11 protein-coding genes are annotated in these 13562 nt (G+C 44.6%); 9 read left to right on the top strand and 2 right to left on the bottom strand.

Going from position 1 to position 13562, the window contains the following annotated elements; all coding sequences use genetic code 11:
• Positions 1 to 21: 21 nt before the first annotated feature.
• Positions 22 to 924: a response regulator gene (locus ACXJY6_RS08125; protein WP_458768012.1), complete on the bottom strand. Its 903-nt coding sequence runs from the start codon at positions 922 to 924 to the stop codon at positions 22 to 24.
• Entirely contained in the window at positions 905 to 4273 is a 3369-nt protein-coding gene (locus tag ACXJY6_RS08130) for a hybrid sensor histidine kinase/response regulator (RefSeq protein WP_458768013.1), read from the bottom strand. The genes ACXJY6_RS08125 and ACXJY6_RS08130 overlap by 20 nt, the downstream gene beginning before the upstream one ends.
• Before the next feature lie 243 nt (positions 4274 to 4516).
• Between ACXJY6_RS08130 and urtA the strand changes: the two genes are divergently transcribed.
• The 9 genes from urtA (at position 4517) to ureC (ending at position 13549) form a co-directional block, all read left to right on the top strand.
• On the top strand, positions 4517 to 5791 hold the full coding sequence (urtA, locus tag ACXJY6_RS08135; RefSeq protein WP_458768014.1) for an urea ABC transporter substrate-binding protein: 1275 nt from the start codon (positions 4517 to 4519) through the stop codon (positions 5789 to 5791).
• A gap of 192 nt (positions 5792 to 5983) precedes the next feature.
• Positions 5984 to 7636, top strand: a complete 1653-nt coding sequence (urtB, locus tag ACXJY6_RS08140) for an urea ABC transporter permease subunit UrtB (RefSeq protein ID WP_458768015.1) — start codon at positions 5984 to 5986, stop codon at positions 7634 to 7636.
• Positions 7637 to 7638: 2 nt separating this feature from the next.
• Complete coding sequence (gene urtC, locus ACXJY6_RS08145; RefSeq protein ID WP_458768016.1) at positions 7639 to 8724, top strand: urea ABC transporter permease subunit UrtC; 1086 nt, start codon at positions 7639 to 7641, stop codon at positions 8722 to 8724.
• Positions 8721 to 9557 carry an urea ABC transporter ATP-binding protein UrtD gene (urtD, locus tag ACXJY6_RS08150; RefSeq protein ID WP_458768017.1) on the top strand — a complete coding sequence of 279 codons (837 nt, stop codon included), beginning with the start codon at positions 8721 to 8723 and terminating at the stop codon, positions 9555 to 9557. Before urtC ends, urtD begins: the two co-directional genes overlap by 4 nt.
• The gene (gene urtE, locus ACXJY6_RS08155; RefSeq protein ID WP_458768018.1) at positions 9554 to 10249 is read left to right on the top strand and encodes an urea ABC transporter ATP-binding subunit UrtE; all 696 of its coding nucleotides are present in this window, start codon (positions 9554 to 9556) and stop codon (positions 10247 to 10249) included. The genes urtD and urtE overlap by 4 nt, the downstream gene beginning before the upstream one ends.
• Before the next feature lie 5 nt (positions 10250 to 10254).
• Complete coding sequence (locus ACXJY6_RS08160; protein ID WP_458768019.1) at positions 10255 to 11127, top strand: urease accessory protein UreD; 873 nt, start codon at positions 10255 to 10257, stop codon at positions 11125 to 11127.
• 57 nt (positions 11128 to 11184) lie between these two features.
• Positions 11185 to 11487 (top strand): urease subunit gamma, encoded by a 303-nt coding sequence (gene ureA / locus ACXJY6_RS08165; RefSeq protein WP_458768020.1) that lies wholly within the window; start codon positions 11185 to 11187, stop codon positions 11485 to 11487.
• Between the two features lie 8 nt (positions 11488 to 11495).
• Positions 11496 to 11801 carry an urease subunit beta gene (locus ACXJY6_RS08170; protein ID WP_456049648.1) on the top strand — a complete coding sequence of 102 codons (306 nt, stop codon included), beginning with the start codon at positions 11496 to 11498 and terminating at the stop codon, positions 11799 to 11801.
• A 41-nt stretch (positions 11802 to 11842) separates the two neighbouring features.
• Positions 11843 to 13549, top strand: coding sequence for an urease subunit alpha (gene ureC / locus ACXJY6_RS08175; protein ID WP_456049649.1), 1707 nt, complete (start codon positions 11843 to 11845; stop codon positions 13547 to 13549).
• Positions 13550 to 13562: the final 13 nt, after the last annotated feature.

Below are 13562 nucleotides of genomic sequence, written 5' to 3' on the forward strand. Positions count from 1 at the left end.
GTATATTGACGTTATTTAAATTTAGTTTCCTTCTAAAATTCGGATGGAAACACTCGCCGCTGCGGTGCGGTTGTCTACGTTTAATTTCTTGTATACCTGTTCTAAGTGCTTGTTAACGGTCCTCGGGCTCATTTCTAGGATTTGTGCGATTTCCCAATTTGTTTTACCAAAAGATAGCCAATACAAAACTTGAGACTCGCGTTTGGTTAACCCCAGTGCGGCTTGCAAATCCTGTTCTGAACCTGTTTTCTTTGGTGTAGAAATACGCACCAATGAATGCAAGCTATTGTAATTACCCGCATAGTGGGCTTCTAAATTTGGGGTGAACTGCTTGAGAATCAATGGCGTAGATTCAGGGGTTTGCATTAACCAAAGCGCAATATCTTGCTGGATGGTTTGCCAAGTATCAGAGCTCTCTTCACCAAGTTCATTGAGCAACTCTTGGGCATGAGGAGTTGCCCATTCAAGATTACCGTTATTGGATACGCAGAAAATATACTGACCAGCATAGTCGAGTGCAGCTTGTGCGGATTTAGCTAATTGCGCGGATTGGCTGTGAACGCGGATCCTTGCCAGTACTTCATCGGGGACCACTGGCTTAGTAATATAGTCTGTGCCACCTGACTCAAAACCTTGAATAACGTGTTTAGAATCATCAAGCCCGGTCATAAAAATAATCGGTGTAGCAGGCAGTTGTTCCTTGAGTTTGATGCAGGTTTCAAACCCATCCATTTCTGGCATCATCGCATCAAGCAAAATTACATCGGGTTGAACTCGCTCGACGATCGACAGCGCTTGCTGACCGCTCAATGCCACGAGCACCGTGAGCCCTGCTTGATTGAGCGTGGCGTTTAACATTCCCAGTGATTCGGGGGAATCATCCACAACCAAAACAATAATATTATTACTCGGGATAATGCTCATTTAATAGTCCGTTAATGTGGATGATGATGTTATCAAAATGGCAGTTTTGAACTTCCTCTTTGAAGTATTTAATTAAACTTGGCGAGATACTTTGATTTTGTTCTATCGTCGTAAGAGTTTGGCTAAATCCGGACATAAATCCTATTTCAGCTTGCTCGCGTAATATTATTAATTGCTGCTTTGTCGGTATGGTATGGCAGACGTCGTTGTCGACATAAGCGTTTCGAACACTACTTTCATCATAACACCACTCAATATCGAGCAAGCGGCTCAATTTTGCCAGCAACAAGGAAATCGACACTGGTTTGGTAAGGTAATCATTGTGATAACGTAAGAGCTGGTTGTTGGTTTCTAATTCTTGGATATTGGCCGATAGCATTAAAATAGGTTGTTTACATTCAAGTTTTCGAAGCTGAATAGCGAGTTGCCAACCATTAACTTGTGGCATGAAAATATCGAGCATAAACAGGTCAATTGTCTGAGAATTTACGAGTGAAAGAGCCTGCTGAGCACTATCAGCAGTAAGAACATTAAAACCAAGAGGGGTGAGGATACGCTGAATCAGCAAGCGTTGATCCTCTATATCATCGACGACTAAAATCGTTTTTCGGTTACCCAGATAGCCAGTTACTGCTTCGTTAATGAGTTCCGGTTCGGGCAATTGATTACTAACCTCAGGTAGCATTAACTTTAATACGAATACACTGCCGAACCCGCTTTGACTTGTGCAGGATATTTCGCCCCCCATCATATCGGCCAACGCATTTGAGATGGTTAACCCTAAGCCAGTACCCGGTATCGCATTTGTAGCTTCATTTTGAATGCGTTCAAAGGGTTTGAATATCTGCAGCAATTCACTTTTGGATAACCCGACTCCGGTATCTTGAACAGTAAAGCGTACTACTTGATTGCGATAGTCGATACGAAACGTTATCTTTCCACTCTCTGTGTATTTAATCGCATTGCTTAATAGATTAATTAATATTTGGCGTAAACGTTGTTTGTCCGCAGCAACAAACACAGGAACATGGCTAGCGATCTCGAATTCAAATTCAATACCTTTCCGTGTTGCCTGCATTGAGAACATATCAGCTAATTGATCCAATAAGACGCTGAGACTGAATTCGTCTCTATGAAGTTCAAGTCGTCCAGCTTCTATTTTTGAAATCTCGAGTAATCCTTCAATGAGATCGGACAGATGCTTGCCATTTCGCTTCAGGATTTCGGCATACTGGCGTGTTTGCTCATCCAATTTTTGATCATTGCTTAATAGCTGAGCATACCCAAGTAAGACGTTTAATGGTGTGCGTAGCTCATGACTTAGACCCGCCAAATATCGACTCTTTGCATTATTCGCAGTTTCAGCACTTTTCTTCGCTTGCTTTAACGCTAAGGACGTTTTTTGGTGCGCGTTGACTTCTGTTGTTAGAAGGACCGTGTGAGCTTGAACCTCTTTTAATGCTGTGCGATTACTTGTTCGTGCAAGAACAAACAACCAGCTTACGATTCCAATGGGGATAAGTAACAAAGCAAATGCTTTCAACAACCCGCTTGATACCGCTTCCATTTGAGCAGAATCCAATTGTGGAACATGTGCATAGGCAAGGGCGAGTATTGCTCCCATTGCCGCGCTGACAATTATCATCACGCCGATAAACTGAGCGACGGTGGATGAAAGGCCATCAATCCAGCGTTGCGGCATGTAAGGGGCAAGTAGCTGTTTTGTTTGAGCGTTAATCGTGGCGTCGGGGCGACATTGATCGTGGCAACGAACATCTAGAGAGCAGCAAAGTGAGCAAATATGACCTCCATACGCAGGACACCAAGCCATATCTTCATGTTCAAAATGTAGCTCGCAGACACTGCACTCGTGCTCTTCTTTATCTGTAACAATCGTCGTCTCGGATTCAACAAGGTAGTAACGGCTCTTGGTCAGCAAGGCAATAAGTGGCACTGTCACAAATGGTAAAAGAAAAGCAATATATGACGCAAAGGCTTTGAATATTTCGCCATAACTGTTGAGGTGTGCAAATATACCAATAACCGAGGCTATGATCATTGAACCTACGCCAACAGGGTTGATGTCATATAGCTTCGAGCGTTTAAATTCGATAGTTTTGGGGCTTAACCCAAGTGGTTTGTTGATGACTAAATCGGCGACGATAGAGCCAATCCATGCCAATACCAAGACAGAATATACCTGCAGTGTTTCCTCAATTAGCTGATAGACACCAAGTTCCATGAGTAAAAGCGCGATAATGACATTAAACACCATCCATACGACACGACCGGGATGATGGTGGGTTAAGCGCGAGAAGAAATTTGACCATGCCAATGAGCCGGCATAAGCATTTGCAACGTTGATTTTAAGCTGAGAAATGATGACAAATAGCCCAGCACACACGATCGCAAACTGAGTATTATCCGAGGTATAGGTAAACACTGTGTAATACATATGAGAGGGATCGCCAGCTAGGTTAGGCAGTACGCCATGGCTTATTGCGAGCCATGCCAAAAAACTACCAAGCACCAATTTTGCTGAGCCAAATAACATCCACCCTGGACCGCCGAGTAACATGGCACTCCACCATTTAACTTTGCCACATTTTTCTTTTTCGGGTAGAAATCGAAGAAAGTCGACCTGCTCACCAATTTGAGCGACAACGGATAGCAAAACCGCAGACGCTGAGCCAAATAAAAGCCAATTAAACTCACTACCAGAATCATTGATTCCGGCATAGTCAAGCCATTGGTCAATATCAGCATCGGCGTGAGTGAATACATACATTAGAGGTACGATTTGCAGCAGTAGCCATATGGGTTGCGACCACATTTGAAAGCGGCCGATATTGGTAATTCCAAGAATAACCAGTGGAATAACAACAACCGCACTAATGATATAGGCAACGGGTAAAGGAATACCAAATAGTAACTCAATGGCCATCGACATGATTGCTGCTTCAAGAGCGAAGAAAATGAATGTAAAAGAAGCATAAATCAGAGAAACAATCGTCGAGCCAATATAGCCAAACCCCGCACCACGGCTGAGTAAGTCGATATCAACCCCATGTTTGGCTGCGTAGTAACAGATGGGGATACCAGAAAAGATCACCACGATGGCGACAGCAAAAATAGCCCATAGGGAGTTTGTGACACCGTAATTAAGAGTGATGGTGCCGCCAAGAGCTTCTAACACTAAGAAAGAGACAATGCCGAGGGCTGTATTGGCTATCCAGCTTGCCGACCACTTGCGCGCTCGTTTTGCAGTAAAACGTAACGCGAAATCTTCGAGTAATTCGTTGGCGACGAGTTTGTTATAACGGCGTCGTGTTACCGGGACTTTTTCCATACTACTGTACTATCTTCCTTGATAGAGCAAATGTAACGATAACCTACTAACGCGCGATTATACCGCGGTCGTTTTATTAAGACTATGCGTCATTCTACGTAGTTTTTGTGCCCTAACTGCGCATACCCATTCTGTCTAAAGTGGTAAATACTAATTCCAGTTCAATTTTGTGTTCATCATGAAATGAACCAACCCCCGATACTTAATGTTGTTATTTCAAAACGAATGGAAGGAAGAAGACCAATGAAAAGGAATTTTCTCGCGACTTCAGTACTAGCGGCAACGCTACTTAGTGGTCATGCAATGGCTGAAGACACTATCAAGGTAGGCGTTCTCCACTCTTTATCTGGCACTATGGCGATCAGTGAAACGACGCTAAAAGACACCATGCTAATGCTTATTGATGAGCAAAATAAAAAGGGCGGCCTTCTTGGTAAGCAGCTCGAAGCCGTTGTTGTTGACCCAGCGTCGGACTGGCCATTGTTTGCAGAAAAAGCACGAGAGCTAATATCAAAAGAGAAAGTAGAAGCTGTATTTGGTGCTTGGACTTCCGTATCACGTAAGTCAGTTCTTCCGGTATTTGAAGAGCTTGATAGTCTACTGTTCTACCCAGTTCAGTATGAAGGTGAAGAGTCGTCGAAAAACGTATTCTACACTGGTGCTGCGCCAAACCAACAAGCCATTCCAGCGGTTGATTATTTGTTCGACCAAGGTGTCGAGCGTTGGGTTTTAGCGGGTACAGACTACGTTTACCCACGTACCACCAATAAGATTTTAGAAGCATATTTAAAATCGAAAGGCGTGGCTGAAGAAGACATTATGATCAACTACACCCCGTTTGGTCATTCGGACTGGCAGTCAATCGTATCCGACGTTAAGAAGTTTGGATCGGCTGGCAAGAAAACCGCCGTTGTTTCGACCATCAATGGTGATGCTAACGTTCCGTTCTACAAAGAATTAGGGAACCAAGGCGTATCAGCAGATGATATTCCAGTGGTTGCTTTCTCTGTTGGTGAGGAAGAATTGTCAGGTATGGATACATCTGCACTTGTTGGTCACTTAGCGGCGTGGAACTACTTCATGAGCGTTGAATCCGACGTCAATGATGAGTTTATTGATAAGTGGCATGCGTTTATTAAAGATGAAGCGCGTGTAACAAATGACCCAATGGAAGCGCACTATATTGGCTTTAACATGTGGGTAGAAGCGGTTAAGAAAGCTGGAACAACGGATCCATCTGTCGTCGGCGATGCACTGATTGGTGTGACGGTACCTAACTTGACTGGCGGTTATTCTGCGATGATGCCAAACCACCATATTACGAAGCCCGTTCTTATTGGTGAAATTCAAGACGATGGTCAATTTGAAACGGTTTGGGAAACATCTGGCTTAGTTCCTGGCGATGCTTGGTCTGATTATCTTCCTGGTTCAAAAGACCTGATTTCAGATTGGAGACAACCTCTTTCTTGTGGTAACTACAACATCACAACAGGAAAATGTTCTGGCCAGAACTTCTAAATTAGCTAAGGAGTTCTCGTAAGAGTTCCCCAACGTTAAACGTAATTTTGCAAAATGTGGTGACAGTGATATCTATAGTTACGCTGTCACCACTTTGCAGCTTGCCAGTTTATTATTTCTCCTTCAACTCGAGTATGTATCGATACTGTTTTATGAAGAAGAATTATTCGTTTAACCTGAGGTATGTCAGTGATGTCTTTCACTATTTTTCAGTACTTAATAAAACAATTTCGGCATTGGAGTTCATCTTTGATAACTCTCTTCGCCACAATACTTCTTTGCTGCGCACCATTTGTTAGTGCAGCCACCTCTGATTTTGAGCAACAACTCGAGCGCCTTACAACGCGCGATTTCAAAGAAATTACCCTTGCAGTCACCGAACTTGGTAAGAGTCAAGATGCGCGAGCGATCACCGTTCTAGAATTGTTATTGGACGGGAGTATCTATCTCGACAAATCAAAGAAAACACTGGTAGAGGTTGTCGATAAGAAAAGTGGTCGTTACGCCATAAGACCATTACTCACAGAAGATGCGACCACATCGGTTAAATCCAGAAGTGTTAAAAAAATAAGCATTAATAACCGCTTACGAGGCCAAATAAAGGCGACGTTGGCAGGGTTAAATATTTCTCACCCTAATGTCGATGTCCGTATCGCGGCAGTGACGCAATTAATGGGCTCGCTGGATGAATCTGGATACGCTCTATTAAACAACGCGCGTCAAACAGAGCAGGATTCCAGTGTTATTGATGTACTCGATACCGCTATGGCGATTTATCAACTCAATACGTCGGAGCAAGAAAGTGAGCAAGCACAGGCAATTGAGCTATTAGGACAAAGTTATCAACCGACTGCACGAAATGCACTCACTCGCTTTTTAGAAAAAGAGCCGAGTGATGAGCTTGCTGACGCGACGAATAAGGCGTTAGGTCTTATCGAGCAACGAGCCAATATCGCCAATTTAGGAGAAACCCTGTTCTTTGGTTTAAGCCTAGGCTCGGTGTTGGTTTTAGCTGCAATTGGTTTGGCGATCACATTCGGTGTAATGGGCGTGATTAACATGGCGCATGGTGAACTGATCATGCTAGGGGCCTATACCACATATATGATGCAGTTGCTGATGCCAAATCATATTGGTTGGGCTGTTGTGTTGTCGATACCGGTTGCTTTTCTAGTGTCGGGGTTTGTCGGTATTTTAATCGAACGCGGTGTGATGCGATTTCTCTATGGTCGTCCACTTGAAACCTTACTCGCTACCTTTGGTATCAGTTTGATTCTTCAGCAAACGGTACGAACTATTTTCTCACCTTTGAACCGCTCAGTTTCAACTCCAGATTGGATGCAAGGCGTGATTGAAATTAACCCATTGCTAAGTCTCACACTTAACCGACTCTACATTATTGTGTTTTGCTTAATTGTTTTTGCACTGCTGTTTATGGTGCTGCGATACACACGTTTAGGAATTGAAGTTCGTGCCGTATCGCAAAACCGAAGTATGGCTCGAGCGATGGGAGTTCGTTCTGAGTGGGTTGATGCCATGACATTTGGTTTAGGCTCGGGTATCGCAGGTATTGCGGGTGTTGCCCTCAGTCAATTAACCAATGTTGGTCCAAATCTTGGACAAGCCTATATCATCGATTCATTTATGGTGGTGGTGTTTGGTGGCGTGGGTAACTTGTGGGGAACGCTCGTCGCAGGAATGTCGCTTGGGATTGCGAACAAGGTTCTCGAACCGTGGGCAGGTGCAGTATTGGCGAAGATCCTTGTACTGGTCTTTATCATTCTATTTATTCAGAAGAAACCTAGAGGCTTATTCCCTCAGAAAGGTCGCTCAGCGGAGGGCTAAAAATGAATCTTCAATCAAAATTGTTCGACCGCTCTACCTTAATGTTTTTAATCGTGTTGAGTGCTGCTCTTTGCCTAGTTCCGAGTTTGAACCTATTTTTTGAACCGGGTAGCGCACTGCATATTTCAACCTACACCATCACTTTAATGGGTAAATATTTAACCTATGCACTGTTGGCGGTTGCCGTCGATCTCGTATGGGGTTACCTAGGTATTTTAAGCCTTGGGCACGCGGCATTTTTTGCACTTGGTGGCTACGCCATGGGGATGTACTTAATGCGTCAAATTGGCGACCGTGGTGTATATGGAAATCCAGAGTTACCTGATTTCATGGTGTTTCTAAATTGGCAAGAATTACCATGGTTCTGGCAAGGTTTTGACCAATTCTGGTTCGCTATGTTGATGGTGGTTCTAGCACCAGGCTTACTCGCGTTTGTCTTCGGGTGGTTTGCCTTTCGTTCTCGGGTAACGGGAGTGTATTTATCCATTATTACACAGGCACTGACTTATGCATTGCTCTTGGCATTCTTCCGCAATGAGATGGGATTTGGCGGTAATAATGGTTTAACCGACTTTAAAGACATACTTGGATTCGACCTTAAATCTGATATGACGCGCCTTACTTTATTTGGATTATCAGGCATTGCGTTAGGGCTCGGTTACATTGCTTGCCGATTTATTGTGGTGAGCCGTTTGGGGCGCGTTGCGATGGCCGTGCGAGATGCCGAATCTAGGACTCGTTTTACTGGGTATAAAGTGGAATATATCAAGCTAGCGATATTTACTTTTTCTGCGGTGTTAGCAGGGATAGCAGGGGCTTTGTACGTTCCACAAGTTGGAATCATTAACCCTTCAGAGTTTTCACCGCTCAATTCAATCGAATTGGTTGTGTGGGTTGCATTAGGTGGGCGAGCAACTTTATATGGTGCGGTAGTGGGGGCTCTGGCAGTGAACTACGCCAAAACTTATCTAACCGCAGCATTACCGGAAGTTTGGTTGTTTAGCCTTGGTGCCATGTTTGTTTTTGTTACATTATTCCTACCTAATGGGGTCACAGGTCTTATTAAACGCAAAGAGGTTCAGTCATGAGTGTAGTGGATTATGCCAAAGCCTTAACCGATCGTAACCATGTCTACGACTTCATGCAGCCAGTAGTAAATCCAATGCTTACCGTTGGGCAAGGTTATTTGCTCTATCTCGAAGGTATTAGTGTTTCGTTTGACGGTTTTAAGGCGATTAATGACTTGAATTTGTACGTCAAAGAAGGGGAGTTACGTTGCATCATAGGCCCAAATGGAGCGGGGAAAACCACGATGATGGATATCATTACCGGTAAAACTCGTCCTGATTGTGGTAGTGCATGGTTTGGTCAAAACATCAATTTGTTGTCGATGAATGAGCCTGAGATTGCGCAAGCGGGGATTGGTCGCAAGTTTCAAAAGCCCACCGTATTTGAAAGCCAAAGTGTGTTTCATAACTTAGAGTTGGCCATGGCGGGCCCGAAAACGGTGATGTCGAGTCTATTCGCCACGCTAACGTCGAGTGAAATGGATCATATTGATCACGTACTCAAGCAGGTTGGGCTCTATGACCAACGCACTTTGTTGGCTGGCGCGTTATCTCATGGGCAAAAACAGTGGTTAGAGATTGGAATGTTGTTGATGCAGAATCCGAAGTTGCTCTTGGTCGATGAGCCGGTGGCAGGAATGACACACCAAGAGATGGACCGAACCGGAGAACTCCTCACTTCTCTTGCTGGCGAACGAACCATTATTTTGGTTGAGCATGATATGGATTTTGTTCGTTCCATCGCACGAGACGTGACAGTGTTACATCAAGGTCATGTGCTTGCCGAAGGGACGATGGATCAAGTTCAAAGTAACCGAAAAGTGGTCGAAGTGTATCTTGGAGAAGAGGCATGATTGAGATTAAAGGTTTAAACCAATTTTATGGCCAAAGTCACACGCTGTGGGACCTCGATATGCATATTCCAGAAGGTCGATGCACCGTGCTTATGGGGCGTAACGGGGTAGGTAAAACGACATTATTGCAATGCATTATGGGGCTTCTTCCGACCAAGAGTGGCGAAATTAACTTTTTGGGTAACAACATTGCGACGAGCGCTGCAGAAAAACGAGCTTCGATGGGGATTGGCTATGTACCGCAAGGGCGTCAGATTTTTCCCCTGCTCACTGTAGAAGAAAACTTACGGATTGGGTTGCCAATGCGTGGCGATAAAGCCAAACACGTCCCTGAATTTATTTATGAGTTGTTTCCTGTATTGAAAGAGATGTTACATCGTCGAGGTGGTGATTTATCGGGTGGTCAACAGCAGCAGTTGGCGATTGGTCGAGCCTTGGTGATCAACCCTAAATTACTGATCCTTGATGAACCCACAGAGGGTATTCAACCCAATGTCGTTGCTGAAATTGGCGATATTATCCGACGACTAAATAAGGAGATCGGATTAACCGTATTGCTAGTGGAGCAGAAGCTACCCTTTGCCCGCAAAGTGGCCGACAACTTCTGCATATTGGACCGAGGACGTCAGGTTGCAATGGGCGAGATGGGTGAGCTCAGTGACGAGCTCGTAAAAAAATACTTAACGGTGTAATGGATATGAGTAATACCTTTGATATGTCTACCCAAGCTCAGCGCCATTGGCCAGCGTATTTGTCGTTAGGATTTGATAAAGCCGCGGATAAGACACGAATGAAGCACATGGAGTTTCATGGACCACTGCGCGTGCAACGCCCTTTTTATCCAGAAGACGACGTTTGTCATGTGTATTTGCTTCATCCACCGGGTGGGCTGGTTTCCGGTGATGATCTTAGTATTCATATTCATTGCCAAACCGACAGTCATGCACTGATCACAACACCATCGGCAGGAAAAATTTACAAAGCTGACAGCAAAGCGATTGAGCAAAAACAGCATGTCGACATTGAAGTCGATCATGCCGTTTGTGAATGGATGCCAATGGAAACCATCGTATTTGATGGCGCACATGGCAAACTGAGTACCCAAGTCAACTTATACGGCAATGCCAAATTTGTTGGCATCGATGTGTTCTGTTTGGGCCGACCGAAAAGTCACCTTCCGTTTGTTCATGGCAGTGTCGAACAACGTCTTTCTATATATCAAGATGGCAAACCGATATTACTTGAACGTCAATTTCTTGCGGCAGACGATCCCTTATTAACGGCAGTAAGTGGGTTCAATGGCCACTTAGTCTCGGGAACATTGGCGATCGTTGGTTTGGAACAAACTGGTATAGAACAGGGCAATGAGATGGTCAATCAACTTAGAACGCATTTTCAAGCGGACCAAAAAGGGTGTTTAAGCATTACCTATCGCTTGAATGTATTGTTGGTTCGTTATCTTGGCGATTGTAGTGAGCAAGCACAGCAGCAATTGCGTCAGTGTTGGGAGTTGGTTCGTCCAACCCTATTAGAGCGACCAGCTTGTGCCCCCCGTATTTGGTATACCTAACAACTTGGTTTATCAGGATAAGAACGATAGAAAACCACCTGGCTAGAGGAATAATACATGGAACTCTCTCCAAGAGATAAAGATAAGCTTCTGCTTTTTACTGCGGCTTTGGTTGCAGAGCGACGTTTAGCACGAGGCGTGAAGCTTAATTACCCTGAAGCATCGGCTTATATTTCAGCAGCGATTATGGAAGGGGCGCGCGATGGAAAGTCGGTTGCGCAATTAATGAGTGAAGGACGAACATTACTCAGTAAAAACGATGTAATGGATGGAATCGCCGAACTGCTTGAAGAAGTCCAAGTCGAAGCCACATTTCCCGATGGAACCAAACTGGTTACCGTCCATAATCCAATTCAATAGGAGGAATGATGAATCCTGGTGAATATATTTTGGGAACCGACTCTATCGAGCTTAACAAAGGCCGTAGAACGGAACAAATTGCCGTAATTAATCATGGTGATCGCCCAGTGCAAGTTGGCAGTCATTATCATTTCTTTGAAACCAACCCCGCACTTGAATTTGACCGAGAGAAAACTAAGGGCATGCGCTTGAATATTGCCGCTGGTACAGCGGTGCGCTTTGAGCCTGGACAAACTCGTAATATTGAGTTGGTTGAGATTGATGGTGACAAGACCATCTACGGTTTCCGTGGCGATGTGATGGGCAAACTTTGACAGTGATATCACTAGACAAAAATGGTTAGGGAGAACAAATAATGGCAGAAATTTCTCGTCGTGCGTACGCAGATATGTACGGCCCTACTGTCGGCGATAAAGTCAGACTTGCAGATACAGAGCTGTTTATTCAAGTCGAAAAAGATTTCACGACATATGGCGATGAAGTGAAATTTGGCGGTGGTAAGGTGATCCGTGATGGTATGGGACAAGGTCAATTGTGTCGTGATCAAGTGGTCGACTGTGTGATTACTAATGCGCTGATTCTTGATCACTGGGGTATCGTTAAAGCGGATATCGGAATTAAAGATGGCAAGATTGCCGCCATCGGTAAAGCAGGCAACAAAGACATTCAACCCGATGTAACAATTAACGTTGGTGCGAGCACCGAAGTCATTGCCGGTGAAGGCCACATTGTTACCGCGGGCGCTATTGACGCGCACATCCATTTTATTTGTCCTCAGCAGATTGAAGAAGCACTGATGTCGGGAACGACGACTATGATTGGTGGCGGTACTGGTCCTGCAACCGGGACGAATGCAACCACCTGTACCCCGGGCGCGTGGAATATGCAGCAAATGCTCCGCAGTACCGATCAAATGCCAATGAACTTTGGTTTCTTGGGTAAGGGCAATGCAAGCTTGCCCGAGCCACTCGCTGAGCAAGTAGAAGCAGGTGCATGTGGCTTGAAGCTACATGAAGATTGGGGAACCACACCAGCTTCTATTGATAATTGTTTATCGGTTGCCGAACAATACGATATTCAGGTCGCTATCCATACCGACACACTCAATGAGTCTGGTTTTGTTGAAGACACACTCGCGGCATTTAAAGATCGAACCATTCATACTTACCATACCGAAGGTGCGGGGGGGGGACACGCGCCAGATATTATCGTTGCTTGTGGCCAACCCAACGTTTTGCCTTCCTCAACGAATCCAACTCGCCCATACACTGTGAATACGGTTGATGAACATTTGGATATGCTGATGGTATGTCATCACCTTGATCCAAATATTCCCGAAGATGTTGCGTTTGCCGATTCTCGGATTCGTAAAGAAACCATTGCTGCTGAAGATATTCTGCATGATTTGGGGGCATTCTCGATGATTGCATCAGATTCTCAAGCCATGGGGCGTGTTGGCGAAGTGATTTGTCGAACCTGGCAGACGGCTCACAAAATGAAAGTACAACGTGGTTATCTTGAAGAAGATAAAGAGATTGAAGCGGATAACTTTCGCGCAAAACGTTACATCGCTAAATACACGATTAACCCAGCGATAGCCCATGGAGTATCACACATGGTTGGTTCATTGGAAGTTGGTAAAATGGCTGATATCGTCTTATGGAAACCGGCTTTTTTTGGAATTAAACCTGCTCTGATCATTAAGGGTGGCTTTATAGCAGCTGCACCAATGGGAGATGCAAATGCGTCGATTCCAACGCCTCAGCCAGTTCATTATCGTTACATGTTTGGCGGCTTTGGCTCTGCTGCCTCTGCAACCTCGGTAACCTTTACTAGCCAAGCGGCGACAGAAAATGGTCTAAGAGAATCACTTGGCTTACAAAGAGAACTCGTCGCGTGTAAAAACTGCCGGGATGTCACTAAAAATCACATGATTCACAATGATTATATGCCAACGATTACCGTCGACCCGCAAACTTATGAAGTGAGAGCTGACGGCGCGTTATTGAGTTGTGATCCGGCAACTGAATTGCCATTGGCCCAACGTTATACGTTGTTCTAAACACGCATTTACT

The sequence above is a fragment of the Vibrio phycocola genome, assembly GCF_054404255.1.

Coding starts and splice junctions, on each gene's coding strand:
- ACXJY6_RS08130 (WP_458768013.1), bottom strand. CDS start 4,273: ATGGAAAAAGTCCCGGTAACACGACGCCGTTATAACAAACTCGTCGCC.
- urtE (WP_458768018.1), top strand. CDS start 9,554: ATGATTGAGATTAAAGGTTTAAACCAATTTTATGGCCAAAGTCACACG.
- ureA (WP_458768020.1), top strand. CDS start 11,185: ATGGAACTCTCTCCAAGAGATAAAGATAAGCTTCTGCTTTTTACTGCG.
- urtC (WP_458768016.1), top strand. CDS start 7,639: ATGAATCTTCAATCAAAATTGTTCGACCGCTCTACCTTAATGTTTTTA.
- urtD (WP_458768017.1), top strand. CDS start 8,721: ATGAGTGTAGTGGATTATGCCAAAGCCTTAACCGATCGTAACCATGTC.
- urtA (WP_458768014.1), top strand. CDS start 4,517: ATGAAAAGGAATTTTCTCGCGACTTCAGTACTAGCGGCAACGCTACTT.
- ACXJY6_RS08125 (WP_458768012.1), bottom strand. CDS start 924: ATGAGCATTATCCCGAGTAATAATATTATTGTTTTGGTTGTGGATGAT.
- ACXJY6_RS08160 (WP_458768019.1), top strand. CDS start 10,255: ATGAGTAATACCTTTGATATGTCTACCCAAGCTCAGCGCCATTGGCCA.
- ACXJY6_RS08170 (WP_456049648.1), top strand. CDS start 11,496: ATGAATCCTGGTGAATATATTTTGGGAACCGACTCTATCGAGCTTAAC.
- urtB (WP_458768015.1), top strand. CDS start 5,984: ATGTCTTTCACTATTTTTCAGTACTTAATAAAACAATTTCGGCATTGG.
- ureC (WP_456049649.1), top strand. CDS start 11,843: ATGGCAGAAATTTCTCGTCGTGCGTACGCAGATATGTACGGCCCTACT.